Raw genomic sequence first — 23974 nt, forward strand, 5'->3', positions numbered from 1 at the left:
CGTAATTTCTCAATGAATAATCAGTCAGCACTAATAAAGCTTAGTTAATTCAATATATCAATATACAAAAAAACAAATCTCCAAAGTGCCCACACAGATTGTCTATCAGTTGTTAAAGAACAAAAAATTGGTCGGCGAGATAGGATTTGAACCTACGACCCACTGGTCCCAAACCAGTTGCGCTACCAAGCTGCGCTACTCGCCGACTATTAAAATTGGGGTGGCTAATGGGACTTGAACCCACGACAACTGGAATCACAATCCAGGGCTCTACCAACTGAGCTATAGCCACCACTGCATTAGTTAGAGCAACATCCTCTGGCGCGTTCGACAGGATTCGAACCTGCGACCTTCGGCTCCGGAGGCCAACGCTCTATCCAACTGAGCTACGAACGCGTTTTACATTACAATGCGTCGTTGCGGAGCGTATATTAAGAGTTTCACAATTGCTTGTCTAGTTTTTTTTTCAGTTTTTTTAGTTTTTTTTACTATAAGATAATTTTTTGTGCAATTTGTTCACAAAGTATAATTTATCTGTTTATGTTTTGTAACCTTTATCTACAACGTATAATGAAAAAATTTGTTACTATGATCTACCACGAACAAAGTGCGGTCAAATTTTATATCATTTTGAATTTGATTGTTTAAGCCGCTTGGTTCGTCTCTTCATTCTCCGTATCCAGCGTGTGATTTTCCATGCTCTTGCAATAGAATAAGAATAAATAAAGAAGAGAAAGATAAAAGCAATAAACATGATCCATTCATTGATATAGTAAATTTCTCCTAAAATACCAAATCCTGCACAGAGTGCCGCAATAAAAGTGATTACAAGGAGTGCTTGACGAGAATTTAATCCTGCTCGAATCATTAGATGATGAACATGTAATCTGTCTGGTCTAAATGGACTTTTGCCTTTACGTAAACGCCGATAAATGATTGCAATCATATCAATGACTGGAATTGCAATAATCCAAAGAGCTGTAATTGGGTTCATTGGATGTCCTTTCCCTTGTGTACTAAGTAATAAGATCCAAACAATCGTAAATCCAATTAATGTACTTCCAGCATCTCCCATAAATACTTTATATTTTGCTCCGAACAAACTTAGGTTCATCATAAAATAAGGTAGAATTGCAACAATTAATGCAAAGCTCCAATAAGCGAGATCCTGTTGATTATCTAGTAAAAGCAATACTCCAATTGCACAAAAAGCGACACTTGATAATCCTCCTAATAAACCATCAATACCATCAATCATATTAAAAGCATTAATTATCGCAATAGTTGCAAATACCGTGATCATTAAACCGATAGAACCAAGTGTTAATTGAAATGGCCCAATAATTTGACCAAGATGATCTAAATAAAGATTTCCCATATCAATCATTAAAATAGCTAGTAAAGCCTGAATGCCAGCTCGAATAAAAGGACTAATATCAAAGCGGTCATCTAAAATACCAATCACCAATAAAGTTAAAATACTGCATAAATAAAGTGCAGGTAATCGCATTTGATTCCATTCTAATAAATAGAAACATAAGCATCCCATAAATAGAGATATCCCTCCAATTAGTGGAATAGCCCCTTGATGACGTTTACGATAATTAGGTTTATCTACTAGACCAATTTTCCGAGCAATTGGATGCATGAAAAATAGCGTGACTAAAGCAACAATAAAAGTTAAAAGTAAACTTAGTAACATAATTAAAAGCACATGATGAAATCTTTCACAAGCATATCATAAAGCAAATAACACAATAAATAATTTTATTAATTTTACTGTTTTACAGTACAATAATCACATCATAAACAACATATCAAAAGGATTAACATATGACGACTTCAACTAGCTTATTCGAGCGAGCTAAGATGGTAATACCTGGAGGCGTAAATTCCCCTGTACGTGCATTTAAAGGTGTAGGCGGCACCCCAGTATTTATAGAGAGTGCTAAAGGTGCATATATTTTTGACACCGATGGCAAACAATATATTGATTATGTAGGTTCTTGGGGACCAATGGTACTAGGTCATAATCATCTTGCAATTTTAAGTGCGGTTCAAAAAACAGCCGAAAAAGGGTTGAGTTTTGGAGCTCCAACCCCTTTGGAAATTGAACTAGCAGAACTCGTGTGTAAGCTTATACCCTCAATTGAAATGGTACGCATGGTAAATTCGGGTACGGAAGCAACAATGTCTGCTATTCGTTTAGCTCGTGGTTACACTGGTCGTGATAAAATTTTAAAATTTGAAGGTTGTTATCATGGCCATTCTGACAGTTTATTAGTAAAAGCAGGATCTGGTGCATTAACTCTAGGACAGCCAAGCTCGCCTGGAGTACCTGAGGATTTTGCTAAACACACACTTACTTGTGAATACAACAATTTAGATTCCGTTAAACAAGCTTTTGAACAATATCCTAATGAGATTGCTTGTGTGATTATCGAACCTGTAGCAGGCAATATGAATTGTGTACCGCCAAAAGCAGGATTTTTGCAAGGCATTCGTGAACTTTGTGATCATTACAACACTCTTTTCATTATTGATGAAGTCATGACGGGATTCCGAGTAGCATTGAATGGAGCTCAAGGCTATTATGGTGTAACGCCTGATTTAACTACTTTAGGTAAAATTATTGGTGGAGGAATGCCTGTAGGTGCGTTTGGTGGCAAAAAAGAGATAATGGAATACATTGCTCCAACTGGTCCAGTTTATCAAGCAGGCACATTATCAGGTAATCCCATTGCAATGGCGGCAGGTTTAGCTTGTTTGAATGAGTTGAAAAAGGCTGGTAATCAACAACGTATTGCTGATCTTACTGAAAAATTGGCTTTAGGTTTAAGAAATCTTGCTGATAAACATCAAGTTCCCTTTGTAGTAAATTATGTAGGGGGCATGTTTGGTTTGTTCTTTACTGATCAAAAAGAAGTTTCTACTTATGCTCAAGTAATGAAATGTGATAGCAAAAAATTCAATCAATTTTTTCATAGCATGCTAGCACAGGGTATTTATTTAGCACCTTCTGCTTTTGAAGCTGGCTTCATGTCGTTAGCTCACAGCGATAAAGATATTGACCGCACTTTACAAGCAGCCGATCAAGCTTTTGCTACATTAAAAAATTAAAAACTTGAACCGCACTTTGCAAAAGTTTGAATTTATATAAAGTGCGGTCACTTTTACTGATTTTTTCAATACTTACAGTTCGCTAATAATACGATATTTCAGCTCTTGTCGCTCTGCTTCTGTCAATGCTTTCCCTAATTTGTTAGTTAAAATAAAAAAGTCTTCAGCTTTTTCACCAATAGTAGTAATTTTTGCATTAAGTAAATTCAATTCTAATTCTGTAAAAATACGACTAACTTGAGCTAACAATCCAGCTTTATCCAGTGCAAACAACTCCATTTCACTATGTTCTGTTTTTTCTGTATTCAAAAAGCACACTTCGGTTTTTACACGAAAATGTTGTAATTGCTGATCTTTTTTTAGATTTAAGCAAGGTATTTTTTCAGTTTCTAAAGTAGCACGCAAACTTTGCTCTAAATAACGACGACGATCAAAGCGAACTAAATCTCCATTAAGTTCTGTAATAATAAAAGTGTCAAATACATAACCATCAGGGGCGGTGATAATTTGAGCGTTATGAACGCTAAACTGTTTTGCACCAATAGTAGTCACTACTTTATTAAATAAGTGCGGTTGATCTTTACAATAAATAAAAATTTCCGTACCGCCTAAAGAAAAACGGTTACTAATTTTAACGAGAAACTCGCTATCTAATTCTGAACGCAAACCTGTATGCCATGCGATTTGTTTTGGCGTATTACGCAGAAAATATTCATCGGGACAAGAGCACCAAAGTTGCAAAATATCATCTTCACTCAATATTGGGTATTCTCGTTCTAACAAAGTCAATGCCTGATTGCGATTTTGTTTTATTTTTTCTTGATTATCCAATAAGTGATCCATGCCTTGCTGAAACTGTTTGTGAGCATAATGATACAGAGTGGCTAATAAAGATCGTTTCCAGCTATTCCATAGTGTTTCGTTAGTAGCACAAATATCTGCTACAGTTAAACAAATTAAATAATCTAACCGCACTTTATTTTGTACTTCAGCAGCAAATGCCATGACAATCTGTGGATCGTGAATATCTCGTCTCTGGGCGGTAATTGACATTAATAAATGTTTATCCACTAACCAAGACATTGTTTGTATTTCACGTTGATCAAATCCATGCATTGCAGCAAATTTAGCCATATCTTTTGCTCCTAGCTGGGCATGATCTCCATTTCTTCCTTTACCTATATCATGAAATAATGCAACTAAATAAATTAAAGTACGATCAGATAATTGCGGAAAAATCATAGTACAAAGTGGGTGTGCATCTACATATTTAGGATCGAGAAAATCTTCTAATTTTTGTAATACTCGCAAAGTATGTTCGTCAACAGTATAAACATGAAACAAATCAAACTGCATCAAACCTTTAATACCTTTCCATTCAGGTAAATAAATATCTAATACGCCAAATTGATGCATTGGCACTAACGCACGTTTAATTGCTTTTGGTTGAGCTAATATTCGTAAAAATTTTTGCCGAGCGACCGCACTTTGACTTAAATATCCCTCAAAGTTTCTTAGCCGTAAATGAAGGTTACGCAATGTAGTAGCATGAATTTCTGACTCGGGATAAACTGTAAGGTGATAAAACAAATCTAAAATGCTTTCAACTTGCTCAGTAAAACAATTTTGATTAATTAACTTAATTTCATTATTAACTAATTTAAAATTTTGATCCAAATTTTGTTCAATATAAAATTCATCACCACTAATAATATGTTTGCGATAATATTTTACTAAAATATGACTCAGTAGCGAAATTGATTGTAAGGTTTGAAAGAAATCTTTCATCATATTCTCTACTGCTTGATTGCCTTGACCTGTATATCCTAACATTTCGCTTACTTTTAATTGGCGATCAAACAATAACCTATTATCATAGCGTTTTAAAATGAGATGCAAAGCGAACCGCACTTTAAATAAAAACTGCTGACTTTTTTGTAAAAGTTGATATTCCTCAGGATAAAGCATGCCTACTTGCAAAATTTGAGCAAACTTTTTTAGTCCAGTATGACGTAAAGCAAGCCAGTATAATAAATGTAAGTCTCGCAATCCACCTGGACTAAATTTAACATCTGGTTCTAGATTATAACCTGTATTATTATACCTTTGATAACGTTCCTCTTTTTCTGCTATCTTAGCGTAATAAAAATCTTTTAACGTCCAAAAATCAGTTTGATTTAAAAGTTTGTTAAGCTTTTCAAATAACACAATATTTCCACATAAATAACGGCTTTCTAATAAATTTGTGGCAATACTAATATCTTTTTGTCCCTCTTCATGACATTGAGAAAGCGTTCTGACGGAATGACCAACATCAAAACCGCAGTCCCATAAAAACTGCACAAAACAACAAATTTTTTCTTCAAAAATCGCACTTGGTAACTCTGCTGTTAAAATCAGAAAATCTAAATCTGATAAAGGGAACATTTCTGCTCTTCCATAACCACCAACAGCAATAACTGTCGCATCATGTTCATTTAATTTAAAATAATGCCAAAGATGTTTTAATATTTCATCGTAAAATACAGTGCGATTAGCAATTAACTCCTCAACAGAAAATTGATTAAAATGTGCAATTTCAAATAATTTTAGTTGGTCTTTTTGCAATTTCACCGCACTTGAGGTTGGTATTTCAATAGGAACATATTTAAACATAATTTAACCTAACAAAAATGGGGCATACGCCGCAGTGATTTTAAAGTATTTATTGATTATGCATAATACGACTAATTCGCCCCGATTTTTCTTCTTCTTCACGAATAGTCATCACTTCGCAACCCGTTTTAGTAACTACAATTTGATGCTCATATTGTGCTGAGTGACTGCGATCTTTGGTTTTCACTGTCCAGCCGTCACTCATTAACCGCACTTCTTTTTTACCTGCATTAATCATTGGCTCTATAGTAAATACCATTCCTTCTTGTAAAACGATGCCATGATCGTCTGAATAATAATGTAACACTTGTGGATCGCAATGAAACTCTGTTCCAATACCATGACCACAATATTCGCGTACAACACTAAAACCTTGAGCTTCAGAATATTGCTGAATTGCTTTACCAATTTGATTCAATCTCACTCCTGGCTTCACTACTCGTAAACCTACATATAATGCCTCTTGTGCAGCCTGAATCAATTTTTTACTCCGTAACGGTGGTTCTCCTACTACATACATTTTAGAATTATCGCCATAATAGCCATCTTTAATCACTGTAACATCAATATTAACAATATCTCCATTTTTTAAAATTTTACCCTCACTTGGAATACCATGGCAAACAACCTCATTTAATGAAATGCAAGTTGCTTTGGGGAAGCCATGATAACCTAAACAAGCAGGAATTGCTTGTTGTTCATTGATAATATATTGATGACAAATACGATCCAGTTCACCAGTGCTGACCCCTGCTTTTACATAAGGCTCAATCATTATTAAAACATCCGCTGCTAATTTACAAGCAACGCGTAGTTTCTCAATTTCATCTTCTGTTCTTAATGGAATTTGCATAACTTCTCTCTATAAAACAAACAGTTTTTTGATTGTACCACCATTTTATTGAAAAATCCTTGATTAAAATTAGTTGAATGAAATAGTTGGTTATTAGATAATACAAACTATAAAACAAGTAAGAATAGGTGACATTAATCGGAATATATTATGGCTGAAGAAATGAACGTACCTTTAACTTTTACTGATGCAGCAGCAAATAAAGTTAAGGCACTAATTACAGAAGAGGAAAACACCGCACTTAAGTTACGAGTGTATATTACTGGCGGTGGCTGTAGTGGTTTTCAATACGGATTTACTTTTGATGAGAAAGTGAATGAAGGTGATTTAACTGTAGAAAACGCTGGTGTGCAACTGGTTATAGATCCAATGAGTTTACAGTATTTGATTGGTGGTACTGTAGATTATACTGAGGGATTAGAAGGCTCTCGTTTTGTTGTCAATAATCCTAATGCCTCAACTACTTGTGGTTGTGGTTCTTCATTTAGTATTTAACACATAGAATATATTATGGATTATCAATTTATTTTACATTCAGGCAAAATACTCGCTAAGTGTTCTATGGGACATGAAGCTGTAGCCGCTTGGTTAAATTCAGAAGTGCGGTCAGATCCAACATTAGTTTCTACTGTACTTGAAAAATTGCATCAAGCTCAAACATCGTCGGCGGAAATCAAGCTAGTTGGCAAAGAGTACGGATTGTTCATTAATGCTGATGAAGTTATGATCAGAGCAAATAGCTTGGATATTGAATCTCAAGAAAGTTTAGACGATGACTTTCATTATTATGATTCTGAAAGTATTGCTTTTTGTGGCTTAGAAGATTTTGAACGCTTTTTACAGTCTTATTTAGCTTTTCAAGGCAAATAGCAATGACGCAAAGCGGAAGAAGACGAAAAAAAGACGAAAAAAAATCGTCTAAAAGAAGTAAAAAATCTATCCGCACTTTTTTGTTCAAAATTACTCTCGTCATTATTTGTTATATTGCTTTTTACGGCATCTATCTTGACGGTAAAATTCGCTCCAAAATGGATGGGCAGACATGGATTTTACCCGCTGAAATTTACAGCAAAATCAATAGCATTCGCTTACGAGATAAATTAACTTTAGCTCAGACAAAACAAATTTTACTAAAAAATGGTTTTCGACAAACCACTATGGTTGCTACCCCTAGTGACTTCAAAATTGAGAATGATACTATTGTTTTGTTACGTGATGCTTTCCCTTTTCCAAACCGTTCCGAACCTCAACGATTTCTCCGTTTACGTTTTGAACAAAATAAACTAAACGTAATTGAAGATCTGATTAATTTAAGTGCTATTGAAGAATTTCAATTGCCGCCTAAGTTAATCGCAATGCTACAATCCGAGTCTGAAAATGAAGAACGTCTAGCTATTCGATTACAAAATTACCCTCGTTTACTAATTGATACCCTGTTGCTGACAGAAGATCACAGATTTTACCAACATGAAGGTATAAGCCTTTTAGGTATTATTCGTGCAACTATTGCCAATATCCAAGCAGGACATCGTGTGCAAGGTGGTAGCACACTAACTCAACAACTTGTGAAAAATCTTTTTCTGAGTAATGAACGAACATTTACACGTAAAATCAATGAAGCACTAATGGCATTAATTTTAGATTGGCGTTATGACAAAGATCGTATTTTAGAAACTTATCTCAATGAAATTTATTTAGGGCAAAATGGTGATAGCCAAATTCACGGCTTTGAACTAGCAAGTCATTTTTATTTTGGACGCTCCGCACGAGAAATCAGTTTAGATCAAATTGCTTTATTAGTTGGCATGGTTAAAGGACCATCACTTTATAATCCTTGGAGAAATCCACAAAAAGCAATTGAACGTCGCAATGTCGTATTGCATTTACTACTAGAACATCAAGTCATTAATCAAGAACTCTATCACTTATTGAGCAAACGTCCACTTGGCGTGCAAGAAAAAGGACGAATTAATCGTAAATATCCAGCATTCATTCAGACTTTACAAACAGAACTACGTAAATTAAATGACATAAAAGCAAATATGCTTTCAGGTGCAAGAATTTTCTCTACACTAGATATTGAACAACAACGCCAAGCCGAGAACGCAGTTATTACAGGGTTAAGCCAATTACAAACTAAATATCGAAATCCTCATTTAGAAGCTGCTATGGTCGTCGCTGATTATCATAATGGCGAAGTGCAAGCTATCGTTGGTGGTTCACAAACAAATTATGCGGGATTTAACCGTGCTTCAGTTGCGAAGCGTCAAATTGGATCACTAGTCAAACCTGCCATTTATTTGACCGCACTTTCTAATCCAAAACAATTTCAATTAAATACGCCTATTGAAAACCAACCATTGACTATTCGCATCAAAGGTAGCCCACCTTGGCAACCTCGAAATTATGACCGCACTTATAGTGGTTCTGTATTGCTTATAGATGCCTTAGTCCGCTCATTGAATATTCCGACTGTCAATATCGGTATGAAAGTAGGTCTCACACAAGTTATTGAAACACAAAAAGCAATGGGATGGAATAAAGTTGATATTCCTAAAATGCCTTCTATGCTTTTAGGGACATATGCAATTTCACCTTATCAAGTTACTAAACTTTTTCAAACTATTGCTAATTACGGCAACAGCATTACTTTAACAACGATTGATAGAATTACTGATCAACAAAGTAATATTTTGTATCAACGTGCTATGCAACCAGAACAAGTTGTACCCGCACAAGCTGCATTACAAACGTTATTTGCAATGCAACAAGTTGTAGAACGTGGTACTGCACGCCGTTTACAACAGGAATTTTCTCATCTACATCTTGCGGGAAAAACAGGCACCACAAATAATTCAAGAGATACATGGTTTGTAGGTATTGATGGTAGGAACGTGGCTACAGTCTGGTTAGGGCGTGATGATAATAATGAAACAAAGCTGACAGGTGCAAGCGGTGCATTGCAATTGTATCGACACTATCTTCAACAAAATCAAGTCACCCCTTTGCAATTAGCTACAGTTGATAATATTGACTGGATTGGTATTAACAGTTACGGCGGTTGGGATTGCTCAAGTTCTCGCAAAATACCTGTTTGGACTGAAAATAAGCAATCGTTCTGCTCATATTCATCACAAAATCAACAAAGTGCGGTAGAAAATAACGAAGAAAAAAACAGTATTTGGGACGTTTTAAAGCCTGATTTCAATGTTGCACCGATAGAAGATGCAGTACCCACTAATTAAAATGACATTCTCCCACTAAAGCAAGCTGAGAGAATGTCAAATTTAAATAAAATGCTATTTTCACAACTTTTTAGAATGCAAAGCCTATGCTCGCACCCGCAGTTGTATTTTTTTTGCTATCATAACCGAGACCACCTTTGAAAACCCATTTTCCGTTTTCACTTATTCTGCTCACCCCCAAAGCATAAGCACTTTGACCACCGTGGAATCCCGTACCGAGTGATATCATACTTTTTGCTCCTGGTGGAGGACTTGATATCATACCTAAAGCAACAGCCGCTGCTATTCCAGCATTTGCTCTTTGTTTATTGGAATCTATTTGAGAATAAATTTCTCGCATATTATTGCCTGAATTTGCTTCTAATTGCTCTATTCTCTTAACGATAGTTTTAGGTCTTTTGTCTTCTAGTATACTTACATCATTAATTTGTTTAATCTCTTCATCAGTTAAACCAATTGCATTCTGTAAATTTTTATTCATTTTAACTACAGATTTAAGTTGAGCCACATTGACAGCGTCTGTGTCTTTTGCACCTGCAGCTACACCAGTAACTTGTCTAGTGTACCCCCATGTTTCTCCACCAACAGCAAATGCACCTTTAGTATTTCTATATACACTTAAAGATTCAGCTAATTCTTTTTTATCTTTAAATTCATTACGTTTTTCTTTATATATCTTTTCAGCTGCTTCTCTTTGAGTTTTTGCTTCTTCATATTTTTGCTTTGCAGTTTCTGTTTTTGCTTTATATTCTTTTTCGCTTGTTGGTTTGCCTTTAAATCTTAAATAATTAGTTTTTTCATTTAAATAGCTAAGTTTAGTTTCTTCTTCCTTCATTTTTGCAGCATTTAATTCTTTTTCAGCATTATTTTTAGCATCTAATTTTTTAAGATATTCACCGTATTCAGCTTCTTTTCCAACAAATTTAGCAAATTCTTCGTTGCTTTCAATTTGTTTATCAAGTTCTGGTATATACCCGTAAACTCCTTTTTCTCTATTTGCTTCTGAGTATTGTCCAATAGCAACTCCACCAGCTCCACCATCTTTAACATGTGTAGACTTACCAATTGCAACTCCATTTATGTGAGTGTCAGTGTTTCCTCCTATAGCTACGCCACCTTCAAATGCTTTACTCCAACTACCAATAGCTACATTAGCTACATTAGCTACATTAGCTACATTAGCTACATTAGCTACATTAGCTACATTAGCTACATTAGCTACATTAGCTACATTAGCTACATTAGCTACATTAGCTACATTAGCTACATTAGCTACATTAGCTACATTAGCTACATTAGCTACATTAGCTACATTAGCTACATTAGCTACATTAGCTACATTAGCTACATTAGCTACATTAGCTACATCCAGTAGCAAGGATACTCCTTTCATTTGATTAATCAATAGGCAGAAAATATTAAATTATTAAAAATAATTCATGCTTTTTTTAATAAGACTGGTATTCCTAAATATGTATTCTATTTCTTTATTAGAACATATCATTTTATCTATAAAGAATATTCAATTAATATCAATTGTGACGGCGAGATAAATCTTTACTGTAAATAACTTGTGTAGGATTGTTAGTTTCCACCCCCAATAAAGTAGGGTTCAAATAAAAAGGAACGCTGTACTGAAAAATAGGTAATACCGCATAATCTTGTTGTAATAACATAAAAATTTTGCCATAAAGTGCGGTGCGTTCTTGCTCAGAAATCGGTTCTAGCGTATTTTCTAACAATTTATCTACTTTCTCATTTCGATATCCACTCTTATTATCTGGGCTTTTTGAGTAAAAACGATTTAAAAATGCTGAAGGTTCATTATAATCTCCACACCAGCCTGAACGAACAACTTGAAAATCACCGTCTGCTCGTTTTTTAGATAATTGTGACGATGATAACGCTTCAGCTTTCACTTTAATTAAATCTGATTGTGACCAATTTTGTATTAAAGTGCGGGCAATTTCTGGGTGAAATCCATTATTTTCAAAAGATAATTTAATTTTTAAAGGTTTCTTATCCGTGATGTTTGCTTGCTGTAAGAGTTGTTCAACAACTACTGGTTCCCAAGCCATATTATAATTCAATAACATAGACTGCGGTAAAAAACGGCTCCCTATAATCATATTTTCTGTCTGTTGATGCACTAAGTTGTGTGCTGAAATCATCGAAACCAATGCTTTTCTGACCGCTCTTTTTTGTAACATAGTATGATTAAAGTTGAATTCATAAAAATAGTTACACAAACTAGGCAAATAAATTGTATTTGGAGTAATTTGTTTTGGCTGAGCTAAAAGATCAATATCATTTAAGTTTTGTTCTGTCGCTAATTTTTGATATTCCAACTCTCTAAAATATATTTTGTCAGCATGACGATAATGCGGATTTACTGTCAATTGAATTTGATTCGGTAAAGATTTCACTACATAGTAAGCACCATTTGCTACATTTCCTGAGCTATCTTGTTGATATTGCGGTAATAAAGCAACATGAGCAAGCATGGCTGGTAAATAAGGCACCTCTTTTGTCAATTGAATTTGTAATACATATTCGTTTTGAGCATTAACGCCTAATTTATTTGCGGGTAGTTTATGATCAATGACTGCTTGTGCATTTTCTAAATTTAAAAAAAGTAAATATTGTTTTAATGGGGTATCTGATAATGCTAATTGTTGCCAGCTTTTCACAAAATCCTCTGCTGTCACTAACTCACCATTTGACCATTTACTGTCTTTCCGCAACGTGATTAACCAATTTTTATTATCTTGTGTTTGCCAACTTTCCGCGACTGCGGGAACAACTCGACCTTGCGGATCATAAGCCGTTAATCCTTCATAGAGATCATATAATAATGCGGTTTGTTCTTGATTTTTGATCACTTGTACTGTAGTAACTAAATCGCTGTATCCGCCACGAACTAGCTTATTACTCTGCTTCGTATTTTGATGAGACACTGAAGTAGATTGAGTAAGTTGCTCAAGAGTAGTAGCCGCTTTCTTCACATTCTCTGGCGAAAATGTACGATCATCGCAGGCTATTAATGATAAAAAGAGCAATAAACAAACCGCACTTTTACAAAAAGAAAATAGTGAAATGTGAAAATTAAACATTAGCGATAACAAATAAACTAAACATCATCGCCATTATACAAAAATGCAGATTTTGATCGCAATTTATTCTTTAATTGTTTTTATCCAGAAGAAAAAGAACCAATATTTGACTAGTAAAACCAGTAAAATAATACTTCGTCCAATAACACTTGGAGTGAAATAAAAACCAATCATCAGCATTAATGTCGCAAAAGATAAAATAGTTACTTTTGATTTTCGACTTAAGGCTCGTTGTTCTTTAAAAGATTTTAAATGAAGATTATATAATTTAGTTTGTAAAAACCAGTTATGTAAACGATCTGAACCTTTTGCGAAAAAAAATACTGTCAATAATAAAAACGGTGTTGTAGGTAAAATAGGTAAAATAACGCCCAAAACCCCTAATCCTAAAAAAATACAGCCTAAACTAATATAAATTGGTTTCATTAATTTTCCTTGCTATAAAAATTGTCGTTAATTATGCAATTTTTTTACTATTTTTCAACTTTATAAATCCAATCTATTTAATAGGTCGCTTTACAATATAATTATCAAAATAACTAACCGCACTTTTCTGTTTACAGTTCACATTAAAAAATGTGAAGTTAATCACAAAATTGACAAAAAATTGGTATAACTATTTCACTTGCACAAAATAAGTTTAATACTGGTAAAGACTAAATTTATTATCTATTTTACTAAATCAAGGATAACTTTATGAATTACCAATGGTCTTTTAAAAAAAACATCATGCAACATATGATTGTTACTCTGATTGGCACAACAGCTTATTTCTCTCATTCAATAGCTATTGCAGCAAATGTACCAGCTGGCACACAACTTGCTGATAAACAAGAAGTAAGACTTCAATTAACTTCGGAGCTAGCCAGTATTGATCCACATAAAACGGAAGGAGCACCAGAACATTTTGTCGAGTCACACTGTTAGAAGGCTTAGTCAAAAGTGATGAACAAGGCAATATTCTACCTGCTGTTGTGGAACGCTGGGAAGCATCAAATAATAACCAAACTTTTACTTTTTATTTGCGTAAAAATGCCAAATGGTCTAACGGTGATCCTGTTACTGCTCATGACTTTGTGTACGCATGGCGACGATTAGTATCTCCTCAGACTGCTTCTCCTTATGCAAGCTATCTTTCTTTCATGAAAATGGAAAATGTAAAAGAAATTATTGAAGGTAAAAAATCTCCCGATACATTAGGTGTAAAAGCATTAGATGATTATACGTTACAATTAACATTAACCGCCCCTGTACCTTATGCTGTAGAGATCACTGAGCATTCTTCTTTGTTACCTGTACATCAAGCAACAATAGAAAAATATGGCGATCAATGGACGAAACCTGAAAATTTTGTTGGCAATGGTGCATATAGATTACATTCTAGAGTATTGAATGAAAAAATAACACTGGAACGTAATCCTACTTATTGGAATAATGCAAATACAGTGATTGATCAAGCCACTATTTTGATTTTAACTGAAAGTGCTGGGATCGCTCGCTACCGTGCAGGTGAACTAGACATTTCATTTATCCCGTCATCAGCTTATCATAATAAAACTTTCCGTGCAGAATACGACTCGCAAATCATATCTTCACCAAAACTTGGTACTTTTACTTATGAGATGAATCTTTCTAAGCCACCTTTTGACGATATTCGAGTAAGAAAAGCGTTGGATTTGTCTATTGATCGACAAATTATCACTGAAAAAATATTAGGCTTTGGACAACTCCCAACTTATCGTTTTACACCACCTTATGTTGGTGCTGGTGACAAAATCAAGCAACCTGAATACGCTAACTGGACTCAGCAACAACGTAATGAAGAAGCTAAAAAACTGTTGCAACAAGCTGGTTACAGTAAAGATAATCCGCTAAAAGCGGAATTGCTTTATAACACAAATGAAGGATTAAAAAATATAGCTATTGCAGTAACATCAATGTGGAAGAAAAATTTAGATAATATGGCAAATATCCATTTAAAAAATATAGAATGGAAAACTTTTATAGATACAAAACAGGCGAGAAATTATCAATTAGCATTTAATGCATGGTTAGCTGATTATAATGAAGCTAGTACTTTTCTCACTTATTATTTGTCTGATAATGAACAAAATAAAATCGGTTTCAAAAGTGAAAAATTCGATCAATTAATGAAATCTTCTTACTTAGCTAAAACTAAAGAGGAACGGGCTGATATTTATGCTCAAGCAGAAGATGAACTAGGCAAGCACCACCCTTTTGTTGCTATTTATCATTATGCAGGCTTGATAATCAAAAATCCAAAATTAAAAGGTTATGAAGGTAAAAACCCTGTTGGTATGTATTTGATTAGTGATCTTTATCTTGAAAAATAATTCTCCTGTTCATTACTATCTTTCCTCGCTTAAATGCGAGGGGATTATTTATGAAAAAATGCCCTTTGAAAGAAGGGCATTTTTATAAGCACTATTGTACAATGTAATTAGAAATTTAATGCCAATAAATTTTGGCTTAAATCGGCGGTAATAAAATCATATATTTGGACACCTTTAATATGATTTATTTCTGTTGCCAAAGTTCAGTCGTATATAAATTAAGTTGTCGAGCGTAAGCATCTGGAAACTCCAATATCCCATTTGTTGCACTAATATGGTTTAATACTAATGTATCAGACACGGATTTACTTTTTATCATCAGCTCTTTTATGGCATTACGTTTTTCTGTGATGGAGGGACCATCCCATAAATCCTGCAATAAAATATGTGGGTTACTATGCCAATTTGTTGCCCATATTTGATTGTCGTTTAAGTGAGTTAATTTCATATCGGGTGGTGAGCATTCTAAGGCGATAACTTTTCCCATAACTTCTTTTATATTAGGCCAAAATGATTGGCTAGATTTCTTGTTATTCCATTGATAAAACAAGTCCCTATATTGACTGATTTGAGCAATAAGAGCATGACCATATTGCAAAAAATCATCTTTTTTTTCATTTGCATTTTGTAATCTGATTAAAATGAACTCGTTTGGGTTTTGGTGTAGAAATTCGCCTAAAACATCGAAAATTTTAACCGCACTTATGTCACTGAACCATTCTCTATGAGCGGCGATCATTTCTTTGGTTAGCCGTATATCTAAAAAACGCACGCCAATTTGTAATTGTTGTTCCAAAGAAAGCGTTTGCGTTTGATAATATCTCAGATTGCAACTTGATGTCATTGTGTCATGCGTACCAGGAATGAGTAAATCTGTGATACATCGTTGAGGGTCACATTCTGTGCCCCATCTATGGCTGGGTATTTTTATATTTTTCATATTATCATCTCTTATTTGTCAGAATATCCCGCCTGTTTTTCTTTGAGCTTTATTAATGAGTGAGACATAAATACGGATATCAGAACTAGTACAGCCAAACCTAAAAAAGCATAACCTAATATATGCGTATCTGTCAGATAAGATTTAATGATTTGACCAGCAGTATCTTTATCTGGCGACTTCACTAAACCGCCTAATACAATAGGTGCTAATAAAGCTGGAATATAGCCGATAGTAATCGCAAAAGACATTGCCGCCGAAGAATGCTTTTTATCTACGCCAAATTCACCTATCGGAGCATAGTACACGCCTCGAATCATAAAAATACAAGCGGCAGCTAATAACATAAGGATAATTAAGGTCAAAAACATCCCCGAACTAATTAAATTAGCAGGTGCTTGATCAGGCGTGTAGCCATTAGCATATAAAGAGATGTCTGGATGGTTGGCAAAAAATATAATGCTAATCGCTACTAGAAGAAAGACTAATATGATTTGCATCGTTCTCATAAAATGAGACGTAGAATCAAATATTTTTTCTACAAGAACAGAAGATACTAAAGGTAACATTCTTAATGCAATAACAACTATCGCAAATACAGCAGCTGCTACAGCACTAGTTCCGTATCCGCTTTGCAAGAAGCGGGCAAAATAGGTTCCAGCAGCAACAAATGCACCGTAAATACAGAATACATTAATGCCAGCGATCCAAATAACGGGTAATTTTGTAACACGCCCTACACCGATAATCGCTTCTTTAGTAGTATGAACTTGTGTTTCTTCATCACCTACTTTTTGATCTTTAGGCACAATGAAAAATACAGCAATTCCAGTAATAATAACGATAATACAACTCGTCATCATCATTTCTTTCGGACCAGCCTTAAAATACAGCATAACTGTCCATAATAACGAAATGAGAAATGCCAATAAACCACGACCGAATTCAAATAAACCAAATACGGTTCCTTGATGCTTTTCAGTAGTAGAAATCCGCAATGCTTTAAAGTTAGCAGGTTTAAAAAGCACTTCGCTGAAAAACAGCATTGAGAAAAAGCAAGCCAATAATACAGGCATACTTAAACCAGGTGAAGCTAAAGTGAGAAACAATGATATTCCACCAACTCCTATTGTAGACAATAACATAATGTTTCGGATCGAAAATCTGTCACCAACCCATCCTACAGCAATAGTACCCAGAATAATCACAAGTCCTTGCATAGAATAAAGATAACCAGCTTGCTGATCAGTTACTCCCAATGCAGCGGGAAAACCGCCTGGGACACTATTACGAATATCCCAAAAGGCATAAATTAATTGGGCATTTACAGTAATCAAAGCTAATTGAAATAATGAAGCGGGAGTAAATCCGTACTGCTTTAAAAAGTTACTCATACTATACTCCTATTTTTTGAAATTTAACGGCTTAGAAATAGATTTCTAAGATAATTCAGGATATTAACTGAGATTTTTTAATAAAAATGAATTTGTGCCGTCTATTGGATCAACGAACCAACAAAATCCCCGATCTAAATCAGTAACACTGGATTCTTCGTCTAAAAAATTATCGTTAGGAAAGTATTCCTTTAGTGCTGTTTTTATTTCATTTTCAACGGTTCGATTGGCGATACTGACTAAATCTAATTTTTCTCCCTGTTTATATTGGGTTTCCAGAGAATACTGATTTAAATAAAAAGATAATGCGGTTTTTACTACGTTTTGAATTAATTGCCGACAAAATTCATAGCGTCTTTTAATCTCAATATCCATAACTTTCTCCTTAAATTATCCGTATAAAGATAAATTAATGAGCTGCCTAGAACATTCTTTAAATCTTCTATAGGAAAGAAGTTAGAGAAGAGTTTATTTAACTACACAAAATAAACATTTCATCATTCCCTGCGTTGAAATTTTTATAGCATATTGATTAATCTGAAACAAGAGTTGCATTTAAGAAAAATAGAACATTGTGACCTGTATCACAATTATTTTTGAATAAATCCATCAATACGCTCTGCTCAGTCAATCAAATCAAAAATACCGTCAATTTTTCGTTGATGATTAAGTTGAACGCCTTGTGTTATTCCTTTTTCAAAACATTGCGTTAAGCCTTTATGTTTGAAAGTCTTAATTATAGTAATACTCACTAAATAACATGATATAAATACACCACAAAACATAAAACATAAAAGTATTTCAACTGCACTTTGGAGTAAATTGCCCACTATTATCTTTCGTTAATTATGGAATTGTTCAAAAAAAGCACCTAAACTTTTTATAAAAATTTTTTCCTTTAAAAATGAATGAAATAAAATGATTTTTGTGTTTTTTATGAAAAATAAAATATCTTAGTATCTAAAATGAATAAATTGTCAACCTAATAACTTTAGCTGTAATTAATTATTTACAAATACTATCTTTTATTGTATTAATTAAGAGCTAACAACAAGTACTAATAATGAGGAATTCATCATGCACACAAAATTAACCCGAACTCTCCTTGCTGCCAGTGTAGCACTAATCGTTTCTAGCTCTGCTTTGGCAGTTAAAGTACCTGCTGGTACAGTTTTATCAGAAAAACAAGAAATCGTCATTAATAATGGTGCCGAACCACAAAGTCTTGACCCACATAAAACTGAAGGAGTGCCAGAAGCCGAAGTACTTTATCAATTACTTGAGGGATTGGTAACTCAAGATAGCGATGGCAAACCTCTACCAGGAGTTGCTGCATCTTGGGAAAGCACCCCTGATTTTAAACAATGGACATTTAAACTTCGTCCTAATGCTAAATGGTCCAATGGCGAACCTGTTACTGCTCACGATTTTGTATTTGCATGGCAACGTTCAGTTGATCCGAAAACGGCCTCTCCTTACGCAAGTTACTTGAGTTATATGAGAGTGTTAAATGCTCAAGATGTTATTGAAGGTAAGAAAAAACCTGAAGAAATCGGCGTAAAAGCTAGCGATGACTTAACTCTTGTCATCACTTTAGATGCTCCAGTCCCTTATTTAGCAAGCATGGTTACTCATCAATCTACCCTACCTGTACCAAAAAGTGCGGTATTAAAATTCGGTGATGCTTGGGTAAAGCCTGAAAATTACGTAGGAAATGGAGCCTATAAATTAACTAAGCATGTAATCAATGAAAAAATTGAATTTGCACGTAACCCTCATTACTGGAATGATAAAGAAACTGTCATCGATAAAGCTACTTTCCTTGCGATTCAAAATCCTAGTACTGATGTGCAACGTTACCGTGCTGGTGATGTAGATATAACTAACTCAGGATTACCGCCTGAACAATTTGTTAAGTTGAAAAAAGAATTACCGAATGAAGTTTTCACGAGCAAAACGCTAATCACTTATATGTATGAAATCAATAATACTAAGGCACCATTCACTGACTTACGAGTAAGAAAAGCTCTAAATTTATCTTTAGATCGTAATGTAATTACAGATAAAGTACTAGGTCAAGGACAAGTACCAACTTATGTATTTACACCTACTTATATCCCCGAAGGAGAAGCAATTCAACAACCTGCTTATTCTGAGCTTTCAATGAAAGATCGTAACGAACAAGCAATTAAATTATTACAAGAGGCTGGATTTAGTAAAACTAATCCATTGAAATTTACTATTCTATATAACACCAATGAAAATCACAAAAAAATTGCTATTGCAGCAGCGTCTATTTGGAAAAAAAATACTAATGGTTTAATTGATGTAAAATTAGAAAATCAAGAATGGAAAGCTTATATTGATAGAAAACGTAACAAACAATATGATATTGCTCGTGCAGGCTGGTCAGCTGATTACAATCAAGCAACTACTTTTTTAAATTATTTCTTATCAAATTCAAGTAATAATACAGCTTTTTATCAAAATCCAGCTTATGACCAAGCGATTGCAGAATCTTATAAAGCCGCTGACGCAAAAGAACGTGCTGCAGCTTATGCTAAAGCAGAAGCTATTTTGGCTGCAGATGCACCTATTGTACCAATCTACAACTATGTTAACCCACGTTTAGTCAAGCCTTATGTGAAAGGTTATACAGGTAAAGATCCTCAAGATCATATTTATTTGAGAAATCTGTATATCATTAAACACTAATCAATTATTGAGTCAAATTTCCTCATTGACAGACGAGGAAATTTGGCTACTATTTTCCAGTGAGAAGTGCGGTCGTTTCCTCACTGTTTTAAAGTTGGAGTTACTGATGTTAAAATTTATCATTAAACGGATAATGGAATCCATTCCTACTCTGTTTATTTTAATTACATTTTCATTTTTTCTTATGCGTTTAGCACCTGGTAGTCCTTTTACATCTGAACGTGCTTATCCTCCCGAAGTAATGGCAAACATTGAAGCAAAATATCACTTAAATGAACCGCTCTTAACTCAATATGGATTATATTTAAAAAATCTTGCTCACGGTGATTTTGGACCATCATTTAAGTATAAAGATCAAACAGTTAATAATTTAATCGCTTCAGCTTTTCCTGTTTCTTTAAAACTAGGTATTGTTTCTTTTATTTTCGCTGTAATTATTGGCATTCTAGCTGGTACTGTCGCAGCACTAAAACAAAATACTCGCTGGGATTATATTGTCATGGGATTTGCAATGACGGGGATTATTATGCCAAGTTTTGTTTTTGCTCCGTTATTAGTTTTATTTTTTGCTATTTGGTTAAAATGGCTTCCTGCTGGAGGTTGGAATGGTGGACAAGTTTATTATATGGTCTTACCAGTTCTCTCTCTAACTATTGGTTATGTAGCAGGAATTGCTCGTATCACAAGAGGCTCTATGATTGAAGTGTTGCATTCTAACTTTATCCGCACGGCTAGAGCTAAGGGATTACCAATGAAAAAAATTATATTCAAACATGCATTACGCCCAACTTTGCTTCCAGTAATTAGCTATCTTGCTCCAGCTTTTGTTGGGATCATAACTGGCTCAATGGTAATTGAAAGTGTTTTTGGTTTACCTGGTTTAGGACAGCTATTTGTTAACGGTGCATTAAATCGAGATTATTCTTTAGTATTAAGCCTCACTATTTTAGTTGGTACTTTAACCATCACCTTTAACGCTTTAGTGGATATTTTATATGCTGTAATTGATCCAAAGATCCGCTATTCATAAGGACTGATAATGTTAACTAATAATCAAAAAAATCAACAAGTTGCAGACAACTTTATGCAACAAACTGAAGAGGCTATCGTAGAAGGTCGTAGCCTTTGGCAAAAAGCACGTAGCCGTTTTTTCCGCAATAAAGCAGCCGTTGCTAGTTTAGTAACAATTTTTATCATGTTATTGTTTATCATATTTGCACCAATGCTCATGCCTTTTAGTTATGATGATACGGATTGGAATATGATGAATATTGCTCCCGATTTAGCATCTGGACATTACTTTGGTACCGATTCTTCTGGACGTGACTTATTAGTTAGAGTCGCTATAGGTGGACGAGTATCATTGATGGTTGGAATTGCTGGTGCATTTATTGCTGTTATCATAGGTACAATTTATGGTGCTATTTCAGGCTATATCGGTGGTAAAACAGATATGCTGATGATGCGTGCTTTAGAAATTTTAAGTTCTTTCCCATTTATGTTTTTTGTGATTCTGCTAGTCACTTTCTTTGGACAAAATATTCTACTTATTTTTGTTGCCATCGGCATGATAGCGTGGCTAAGTTTAGCCCGTATCGTTCGAGGACAAACCCTTAGTTTAAAAAATAAAGAATTTGTAGAGGCTGCAATTGTCTGTGGCGTATCAAAGCGTCAAATCATTTGGCGACATATTGTTCCTAACGTGCTAGGGATTGTTGTTGTATATGCTTCTTTGGAAGTGCCATCACTCATTTTATTTGAATCTTTTTTGAGCTTTTTAGGATTAGGGACACAAGAGCCTATGAGTAGCTGGGGAGCATTATTAAGCGATGGTGCGGCACAGATGGAAACATCACCTTGGTTACTTGCATTTCCTGCATTTTTCTTATGTTTAACGCTATTTTGTTTTAATTTTATCGGTGATGGCTTGCGTGACGCACTTGATCCAAAAGATAAATAGGAATAATTATGAATTTATTAGATGTTAAGAATTTAAATGTTTATCTGAAAACCGATGAAGAACAAATTCACGCTGTGCGTAACGTTTCTTTCAGTATTAGCTCGGGACAAACTCTCGCTATTGTAGGTGAGTCAGGTTCAGGAAAATCCGTCACTTCTATGGCAATTATGCAGTTATTACCCAAAAATATCATTAGCTATAGTGCGGATTCTAGTATTTTATTTGAAAATAATGAGATTTTAACTTTATCGGAGAAAGACTTGCAACGCCTTCGTGGTGATCGCATGGCAATGATTTTCCAAGAGCCAATGACTTCTCTTAATCCCTATTTACCAATCGGTGAACAGGTTGCCGAAGCTGCTGCAATCCATAATCCCCAAATGTCAAAATCAGAAACTGTACAACATGCTTTAGAAATGTTACAAAAAGTAAAAATCCCTGATGTGACAAAAAAATTTAATTGTTATCCTCATGAATTTTCAGGCGGTCAATTGCAACGCATTATGATCGCTATGGCAATCATTAACAAGCCTGATTTGCTCATTGCAGATGAACCAACAACCGCACTTGATGTTACTACTCAAGCTGAGATCCTTGATTTAATGTTGGAATTACAGAGAGATATGGGAATGGCGATTATTCTGATTTCTCATGACTTACGCTTAGTGCAGAAATACAGCGATAATGTTTGTGTAATGCAAAATGGTGAAATCGTAGAGCGAGGCAAGACACAAGATGTGTTTAATAATCCAACACATCCTTACACTAAAGAATTGCTCACGCCAATTCCAGAAGATTTAAAGCATCCAATTAAAGAAAATGCTGACACACTAATTCGTGGCGATCGTATTTTCATTGATTATATATTAAAACGTAATTTATTTGGTAAAGCAAAAAAACTGTTTCATGCTGTAAAAGATGTTTCATTTGATTTAAAAGTAGGTGAAACATTAGGCATAGTTGGAGAATCTGGTTCAGGAAAATCTACTTTAGGACGTGCCATTATGCAAATTCTAGAGTACGATGGCAATTTAAAATTTGAGGGAAAAGAAATTTCTTCTCTTTCAAAAACAGAACGAAAAGCCTTGAAAAAAGATATGCAAATTGTATTTCAAGATCCTTTTAATTCGTTGTCACCACGCTTAACTATCGGTGAAATTATTGCTGAAGGTTTAACCGTACATTATCCGCAAATGACTAAAAAAGAAAGACGTGAAAAAGTGATGAAAACACTCGAAGAAGTAAATTTATCACCGAGTATGATCAATCGCTATCCTCATGAATTTTCAGGCGGACAACGTCAACGTATCGCTATTGCTCGTGCAATTATCCTTGAACCAAAATTTGTGTTACTTGATGAACCGACTTCTGCTCTAGATCGTTCTACGCAAATTACTGTCGTAGAACTATTAAATCGTTTACAACGCAAGTATGGATTGAGTTACATTTTTATTAGCCATGATTTAGCTGTGGTAAAAGCTTTAAGTGATAATGTAATTGTAATGAGTAAAGGGGATATTGTGGAAAAAGGTAATGCAGATCAAATTTTCCATAATCCACAAAATCCTTATACAAAACGTTTAATTGCTGCATCTAATCTGTAACATTTTTGAGCTTCCCCTGCT

At 34.5% G+C, this 23974-nt stretch carries 19 protein-coding genes, 3 tRNA genes and 1 pseudogene; 10 read left to right on the forward strand and 13 right to left on the reverse strand.

The genetic code is table 11. From position 1 onward, the window contains the following. Positions 1–128: 128 nt before the first annotated feature. The 4 genes from ACFQ02_RS05625 to wecA form a co-directional block, all read right to left on the reverse strand. Positions 129–205: transfer RNA gene (locus ACFQ02_RS05625), tRNA-Pro, on the reverse strand. An 11-nt stretch (positions 206–216) separates the two neighbouring features. Then, positions 217–292: transfer RNA gene (locus ACFQ02_RS05630), tRNA-His, on the reverse strand. Positions 293–319: 27 nt separating this feature from the next. Beyond that, positions 320–396: transfer RNA gene (locus tag ACFQ02_RS05635), tRNA-Arg, on the reverse strand. A gap of 229 nt (positions 397–625) precedes the next feature. Further along, positions 626–1702 (reverse strand): UDP-N-acetylglucosamine--undecaprenyl-phosphate N-acetylglucosaminephosphotransferase, encoded by a 1077-nt coding sequence (gene wecA, locus ACFQ02_RS05640; protein ID WP_380820372.1) that lies wholly within the window; start codon positions 1700–1702, stop codon positions 626–628. Between the two features lie 131 nt (positions 1703–1833). Between wecA and hemL the strand changes: the two genes are divergently transcribed. After that, positions 1834–3120, forward strand: coding sequence for a glutamate-1-semialdehyde 2,1-aminomutase (hemL, locus tag ACFQ02_RS05645; protein WP_380820375.1), 1287 nt, complete (start codon positions 1834–1836; stop codon positions 3118–3120). 72 nt (positions 3121–3192) lie between these two features. On the opposite strand, the gene glnD is transcribed toward hemL, so the two are convergent. Both glnD and map read right to left on the reverse strand, forming a co-directional pair. After that, the gene (gene glnD, locus ACFQ02_RS05650; RefSeq protein WP_380820378.1) at positions 3193–5775 is read right to left on the reverse strand and encodes a bifunctional uridylyltransferase/uridylyl-removing protein GlnD; all 2583 of its coding nucleotides are present in this window, start codon (positions 5773–5775) and stop codon (positions 3193–3195) included. Positions 5776–5824: 49 nt separating this feature from the next. Continuing rightward, complete coding sequence (map, locus tag ACFQ02_RS05655; protein ID WP_380820381.1) at positions 5825–6628, reverse strand: type I methionyl aminopeptidase; 804 nt, start codon at positions 6626–6628, stop codon at positions 5825–5827. Between the two features lie 150 nt (positions 6629–6778). Between map and erpA the strand changes: the two genes are divergently transcribed. From erpA to mrcB, 3 genes are read left to right on the forward strand one after another with little or no spacing between them, the layout of a single operon-like run. Further along, positions 6779–7123, forward strand: coding sequence for an iron-sulfur cluster insertion protein ErpA (gene erpA / locus ACFQ02_RS05660; protein WP_380820384.1), 345 nt, complete (start codon positions 6779–6781; stop codon positions 7121–7123). Between the two features lie 15 nt (positions 7124–7138). Further along, positions 7139–7498 (forward strand): YacL family protein, encoded by a 360-nt coding sequence (locus ACFQ02_RS05665; protein WP_380820391.1) that lies wholly within the window; start codon positions 7139–7141, stop codon positions 7496–7498. Positions 7499–7500: 2 nt separating this feature from the next. Continuing rightward, positions 7501–9873, forward strand: a complete 2373-nt coding sequence (gene mrcB, locus ACFQ02_RS05670; RefSeq protein WP_380820396.1) for a penicillin-binding protein 1B — start codon at positions 7501–7503, stop codon at positions 9871–9873. 70 nt (positions 9874–9943) lie between these two features. Here the strand turns inward: mrcB and ACFQ02_RS05675 are convergent, their stop codons facing one another. The 3 genes from ACFQ02_RS05675 to ACFQ02_RS05685 form a co-directional block, all read right to left on the reverse strand. Next, complete coding sequence (locus ACFQ02_RS05675; protein ID WP_380820399.1) at positions 9944–11266, reverse strand: YadA-like family protein; 1323 nt, start codon at positions 11264–11266, stop codon at positions 9944–9946. Positions 11267–11405: 139 nt separating this feature from the next. Beyond that, complete coding sequence (locus ACFQ02_RS05680) at positions 11406–12986, reverse strand: peptide ABC transporter substrate-binding protein (RefSeq protein WP_380820402.1); 1581 nt, start codon at positions 12984–12986, stop codon at positions 11406–11408. A 63-nt stretch (positions 12987–13049) separates the two neighbouring features. Further along, positions 13050–13412 (reverse strand): YbaN family protein, encoded by a 363-nt coding sequence (locus ACFQ02_RS05685; RefSeq protein WP_380820405.1) that lies wholly within the window; start codon positions 13410–13412, stop codon positions 13050–13052. A 270-nt stretch (positions 13413–13682) separates the two neighbouring features. On the opposite strand from ACFQ02_RS05685, the gene ACFQ02_RS05690 reads away from it, so the two are divergent. Both ACFQ02_RS05690 and ACFQ02_RS05695 read left to right on the forward strand, forming a co-directional pair. Continuing rightward, on the forward strand, positions 13683–13913 hold the full coding sequence (locus ACFQ02_RS05690) for a hypothetical protein (RefSeq protein WP_380820408.1): 231 nt from the start codon (positions 13683–13685) through the stop codon (positions 13911–13913). A 47-nt stretch (positions 13914–13960) separates the two neighbouring features. Continuing rightward, complete coding sequence (locus tag ACFQ02_RS05695; RefSeq protein WP_380820411.1) at positions 13961–15340, forward strand: ABC transporter substrate-binding protein; 1380 nt, start codon at positions 13961–13963, stop codon at positions 15338–15340. 184 nt (positions 15341–15524) lie between these two features. On the opposite strand, the gene ACFQ02_RS05700 is transcribed toward ACFQ02_RS05695, so the two are convergent. The 4 genes and pseudogenes from ACFQ02_RS05700 to ACFQ02_RS05715 all read right to left on the reverse strand — a co-directional run. Further along, complete coding sequence (locus ACFQ02_RS05700) at positions 15525–16280, reverse strand: phosphatidylinositol-specific phospholipase C domain-containing protein (protein ID WP_380820413.1); 756 nt, start codon at positions 16278–16280, stop codon at positions 15525–15527. Between the two features lie 11 nt (positions 16281–16291). Further along, positions 16292–17674 carry an MFS transporter gene (locus ACFQ02_RS05705; RefSeq protein WP_380820416.1) on the reverse strand — a complete coding sequence of 461 codons (1383 nt, stop codon included), beginning with the start codon at positions 17672–17674 and terminating at the stop codon, positions 16292–16294. A 63-nt stretch (positions 17675–17737) separates the two neighbouring features. Beyond that, positions 17738–18049 (reverse strand): inositol monophosphatase family protein, encoded by a 312-nt coding sequence (locus ACFQ02_RS05710; RefSeq protein ID WP_380820418.1) that lies wholly within the window; start codon positions 18047–18049, stop codon positions 17738–17740. 251 nt (positions 18050–18300) lie between these two features. Continuing rightward, positions 18301–18414, reverse strand: a pseudogene (locus tag ACFQ02_RS05715) (type II toxin-antitoxin system RelE/ParE family toxin); the annotation flags it as partial. A gap of 337 nt (positions 18415–18751) precedes the next feature. Here ACFQ02_RS05715 and ACFQ02_RS05720 point away from each other — a divergent pair. From ACFQ02_RS05720 to ACFQ02_RS05735, 4 genes are all read left to right on the forward strand, one after another. Next, positions 18752–20389 carry an ABC transporter substrate-binding protein gene (locus ACFQ02_RS05720; protein ID WP_380820421.1) on the forward strand — a complete coding sequence of 546 codons (1638 nt, stop codon included), beginning with the start codon at positions 18752–18754 and terminating at the stop codon, positions 20387–20389. Between the two features lie 106 nt (positions 20390–20495). Then, complete coding sequence (oppB, locus tag ACFQ02_RS05725; protein WP_380820424.1) at positions 20496–21419, forward strand: oligopeptide ABC transporter permease OppB; 924 nt, start codon at positions 20496–20498, stop codon at positions 21417–21419. 9 nt (positions 21420–21428) lie between these two features. Continuing rightward, positions 21429–22349 (forward strand): oligopeptide ABC transporter permease OppC, encoded by a 921-nt coding sequence (gene oppC / locus ACFQ02_RS05730; protein WP_380820427.1) that lies wholly within the window; start codon positions 21429–21431, stop codon positions 22347–22349. A gap of 8 nt (positions 22350–22357) precedes the next feature. Then, complete coding sequence (locus tag ACFQ02_RS05735; protein ID WP_380820429.1) at positions 22358–23953, forward strand: ABC transporter ATP-binding protein; 1596 nt, start codon at positions 22358–22360, stop codon at positions 23951–23953. Positions 23954–23974 lie beyond the last annotated feature (21 nt).

The sequence above is a fragment of the Seminibacterium arietis genome (genome assembly GCF_042675725.1).
Classification (GTDB): Bacteria; Pseudomonadota; Gammaproteobacteria; order Enterobacterales; family Pasteurellaceae; genus Seminibacterium; species Seminibacterium arietis.

Coding starts and splice junctions, on each gene's coding strand:
- ACFQ02_RS05690 (WP_380820408.1), top strand. CDS start 13,683: ATGAATTACCAATGGTCTTTTAAAAAAAACATCATGCAACATATGATT.
- hemL (WP_380820375.1), top strand. CDS start 1,834: ATGACGACTTCAACTAGCTTATTCGAGCGAGCTAAGATGGTAATACCT.
- glnD (WP_380820378.1), bottom strand. CDS start 5,775: ATGTTTAAATATGTTCCTATTGAAATACCAACCTCAAGTGCGGTGAAA.
- map (WP_380820381.1), bottom strand. CDS start 6,628: ATGCAAATTCCATTAAGAACAGAAGATGAAATTGAGAAACTACGCGTT.
- mrcB (WP_380820396.1), top strand. CDS start 7,501: ATGACGCAAAGCGGAAGAAGACGAAAAAAAGACGAAAAAAAATCGTCT.
- ACFQ02_RS05710 (WP_380820418.1), bottom strand. CDS start 18,049: ATGGATATTGAGATTAAAAGACGCTATGAATTTTGTCGGCAATTAATT.
- oppB (WP_380820424.1), top strand. CDS start 20,496: ATGTTAAAATTTATCATTAAACGGATAATGGAATCCATTCCTACTCTG.
- ACFQ02_RS05685 (WP_380820405.1), bottom strand. CDS start 13,412: ATGAAACCAATTTATATTAGTTTAGGCTGTATTTTTTTAGGATTAGGG.
- oppC (WP_380820427.1), top strand. CDS start 21,429: ATGTTAACTAATAATCAAAAAAATCAACAAGTTGCAGACAACTTTATG.
- ACFQ02_RS05680 (WP_380820402.1), bottom strand. CDS start 12,986: ATGTTTAATTTTCACATTTCACTATTTTCTTTTTGTAAAAGTGCGGTT.
- erpA (WP_380820384.1), top strand. CDS start 6,779: ATGGCTGAAGAAATGAACGTACCTTTAACTTTTACTGATGCAGCAGCA.
- wecA (WP_380820372.1), bottom strand. CDS start 1,702: ATGTTACTAAGTTTACTTTTAACTTTTATTGTTGCTTTAGTCACGCTA.
- ACFQ02_RS05700 (WP_380820413.1), bottom strand. CDS start 16,280: ATGAAAAATATAAAAATACCCAGCCATAGATGGGGCACAGAATGTGAC.
- ACFQ02_RS05665 (WP_380820391.1), top strand. CDS start 7,139: ATGGATTATCAATTTATTTTACATTCAGGCAAAATACTCGCTAAGTGT.
- ACFQ02_RS05735 (WP_380820429.1), top strand. CDS start 22,358: ATGAATTTATTAGATGTTAAGAATTTAAATGTTTATCTGAAAACCGAT.
- ACFQ02_RS05705 (WP_380820416.1), bottom strand. CDS start 17,674: ATGAGTAACTTTTTAAAGCAGTACGGATTTACTCCCGCTTCATTATTT.
- ACFQ02_RS05675 (WP_380820399.1), bottom strand. CDS start 11,266: ATGAAAGGAGTATCCTTGCTACTGGATGTAGCTAATGTAGCTAATGTA.
- ACFQ02_RS05720 (WP_380820421.1), top strand. CDS start 18,752: ATGCACACAAAATTAACCCGAACTCTCCTTGCTGCCAGTGTAGCACTA.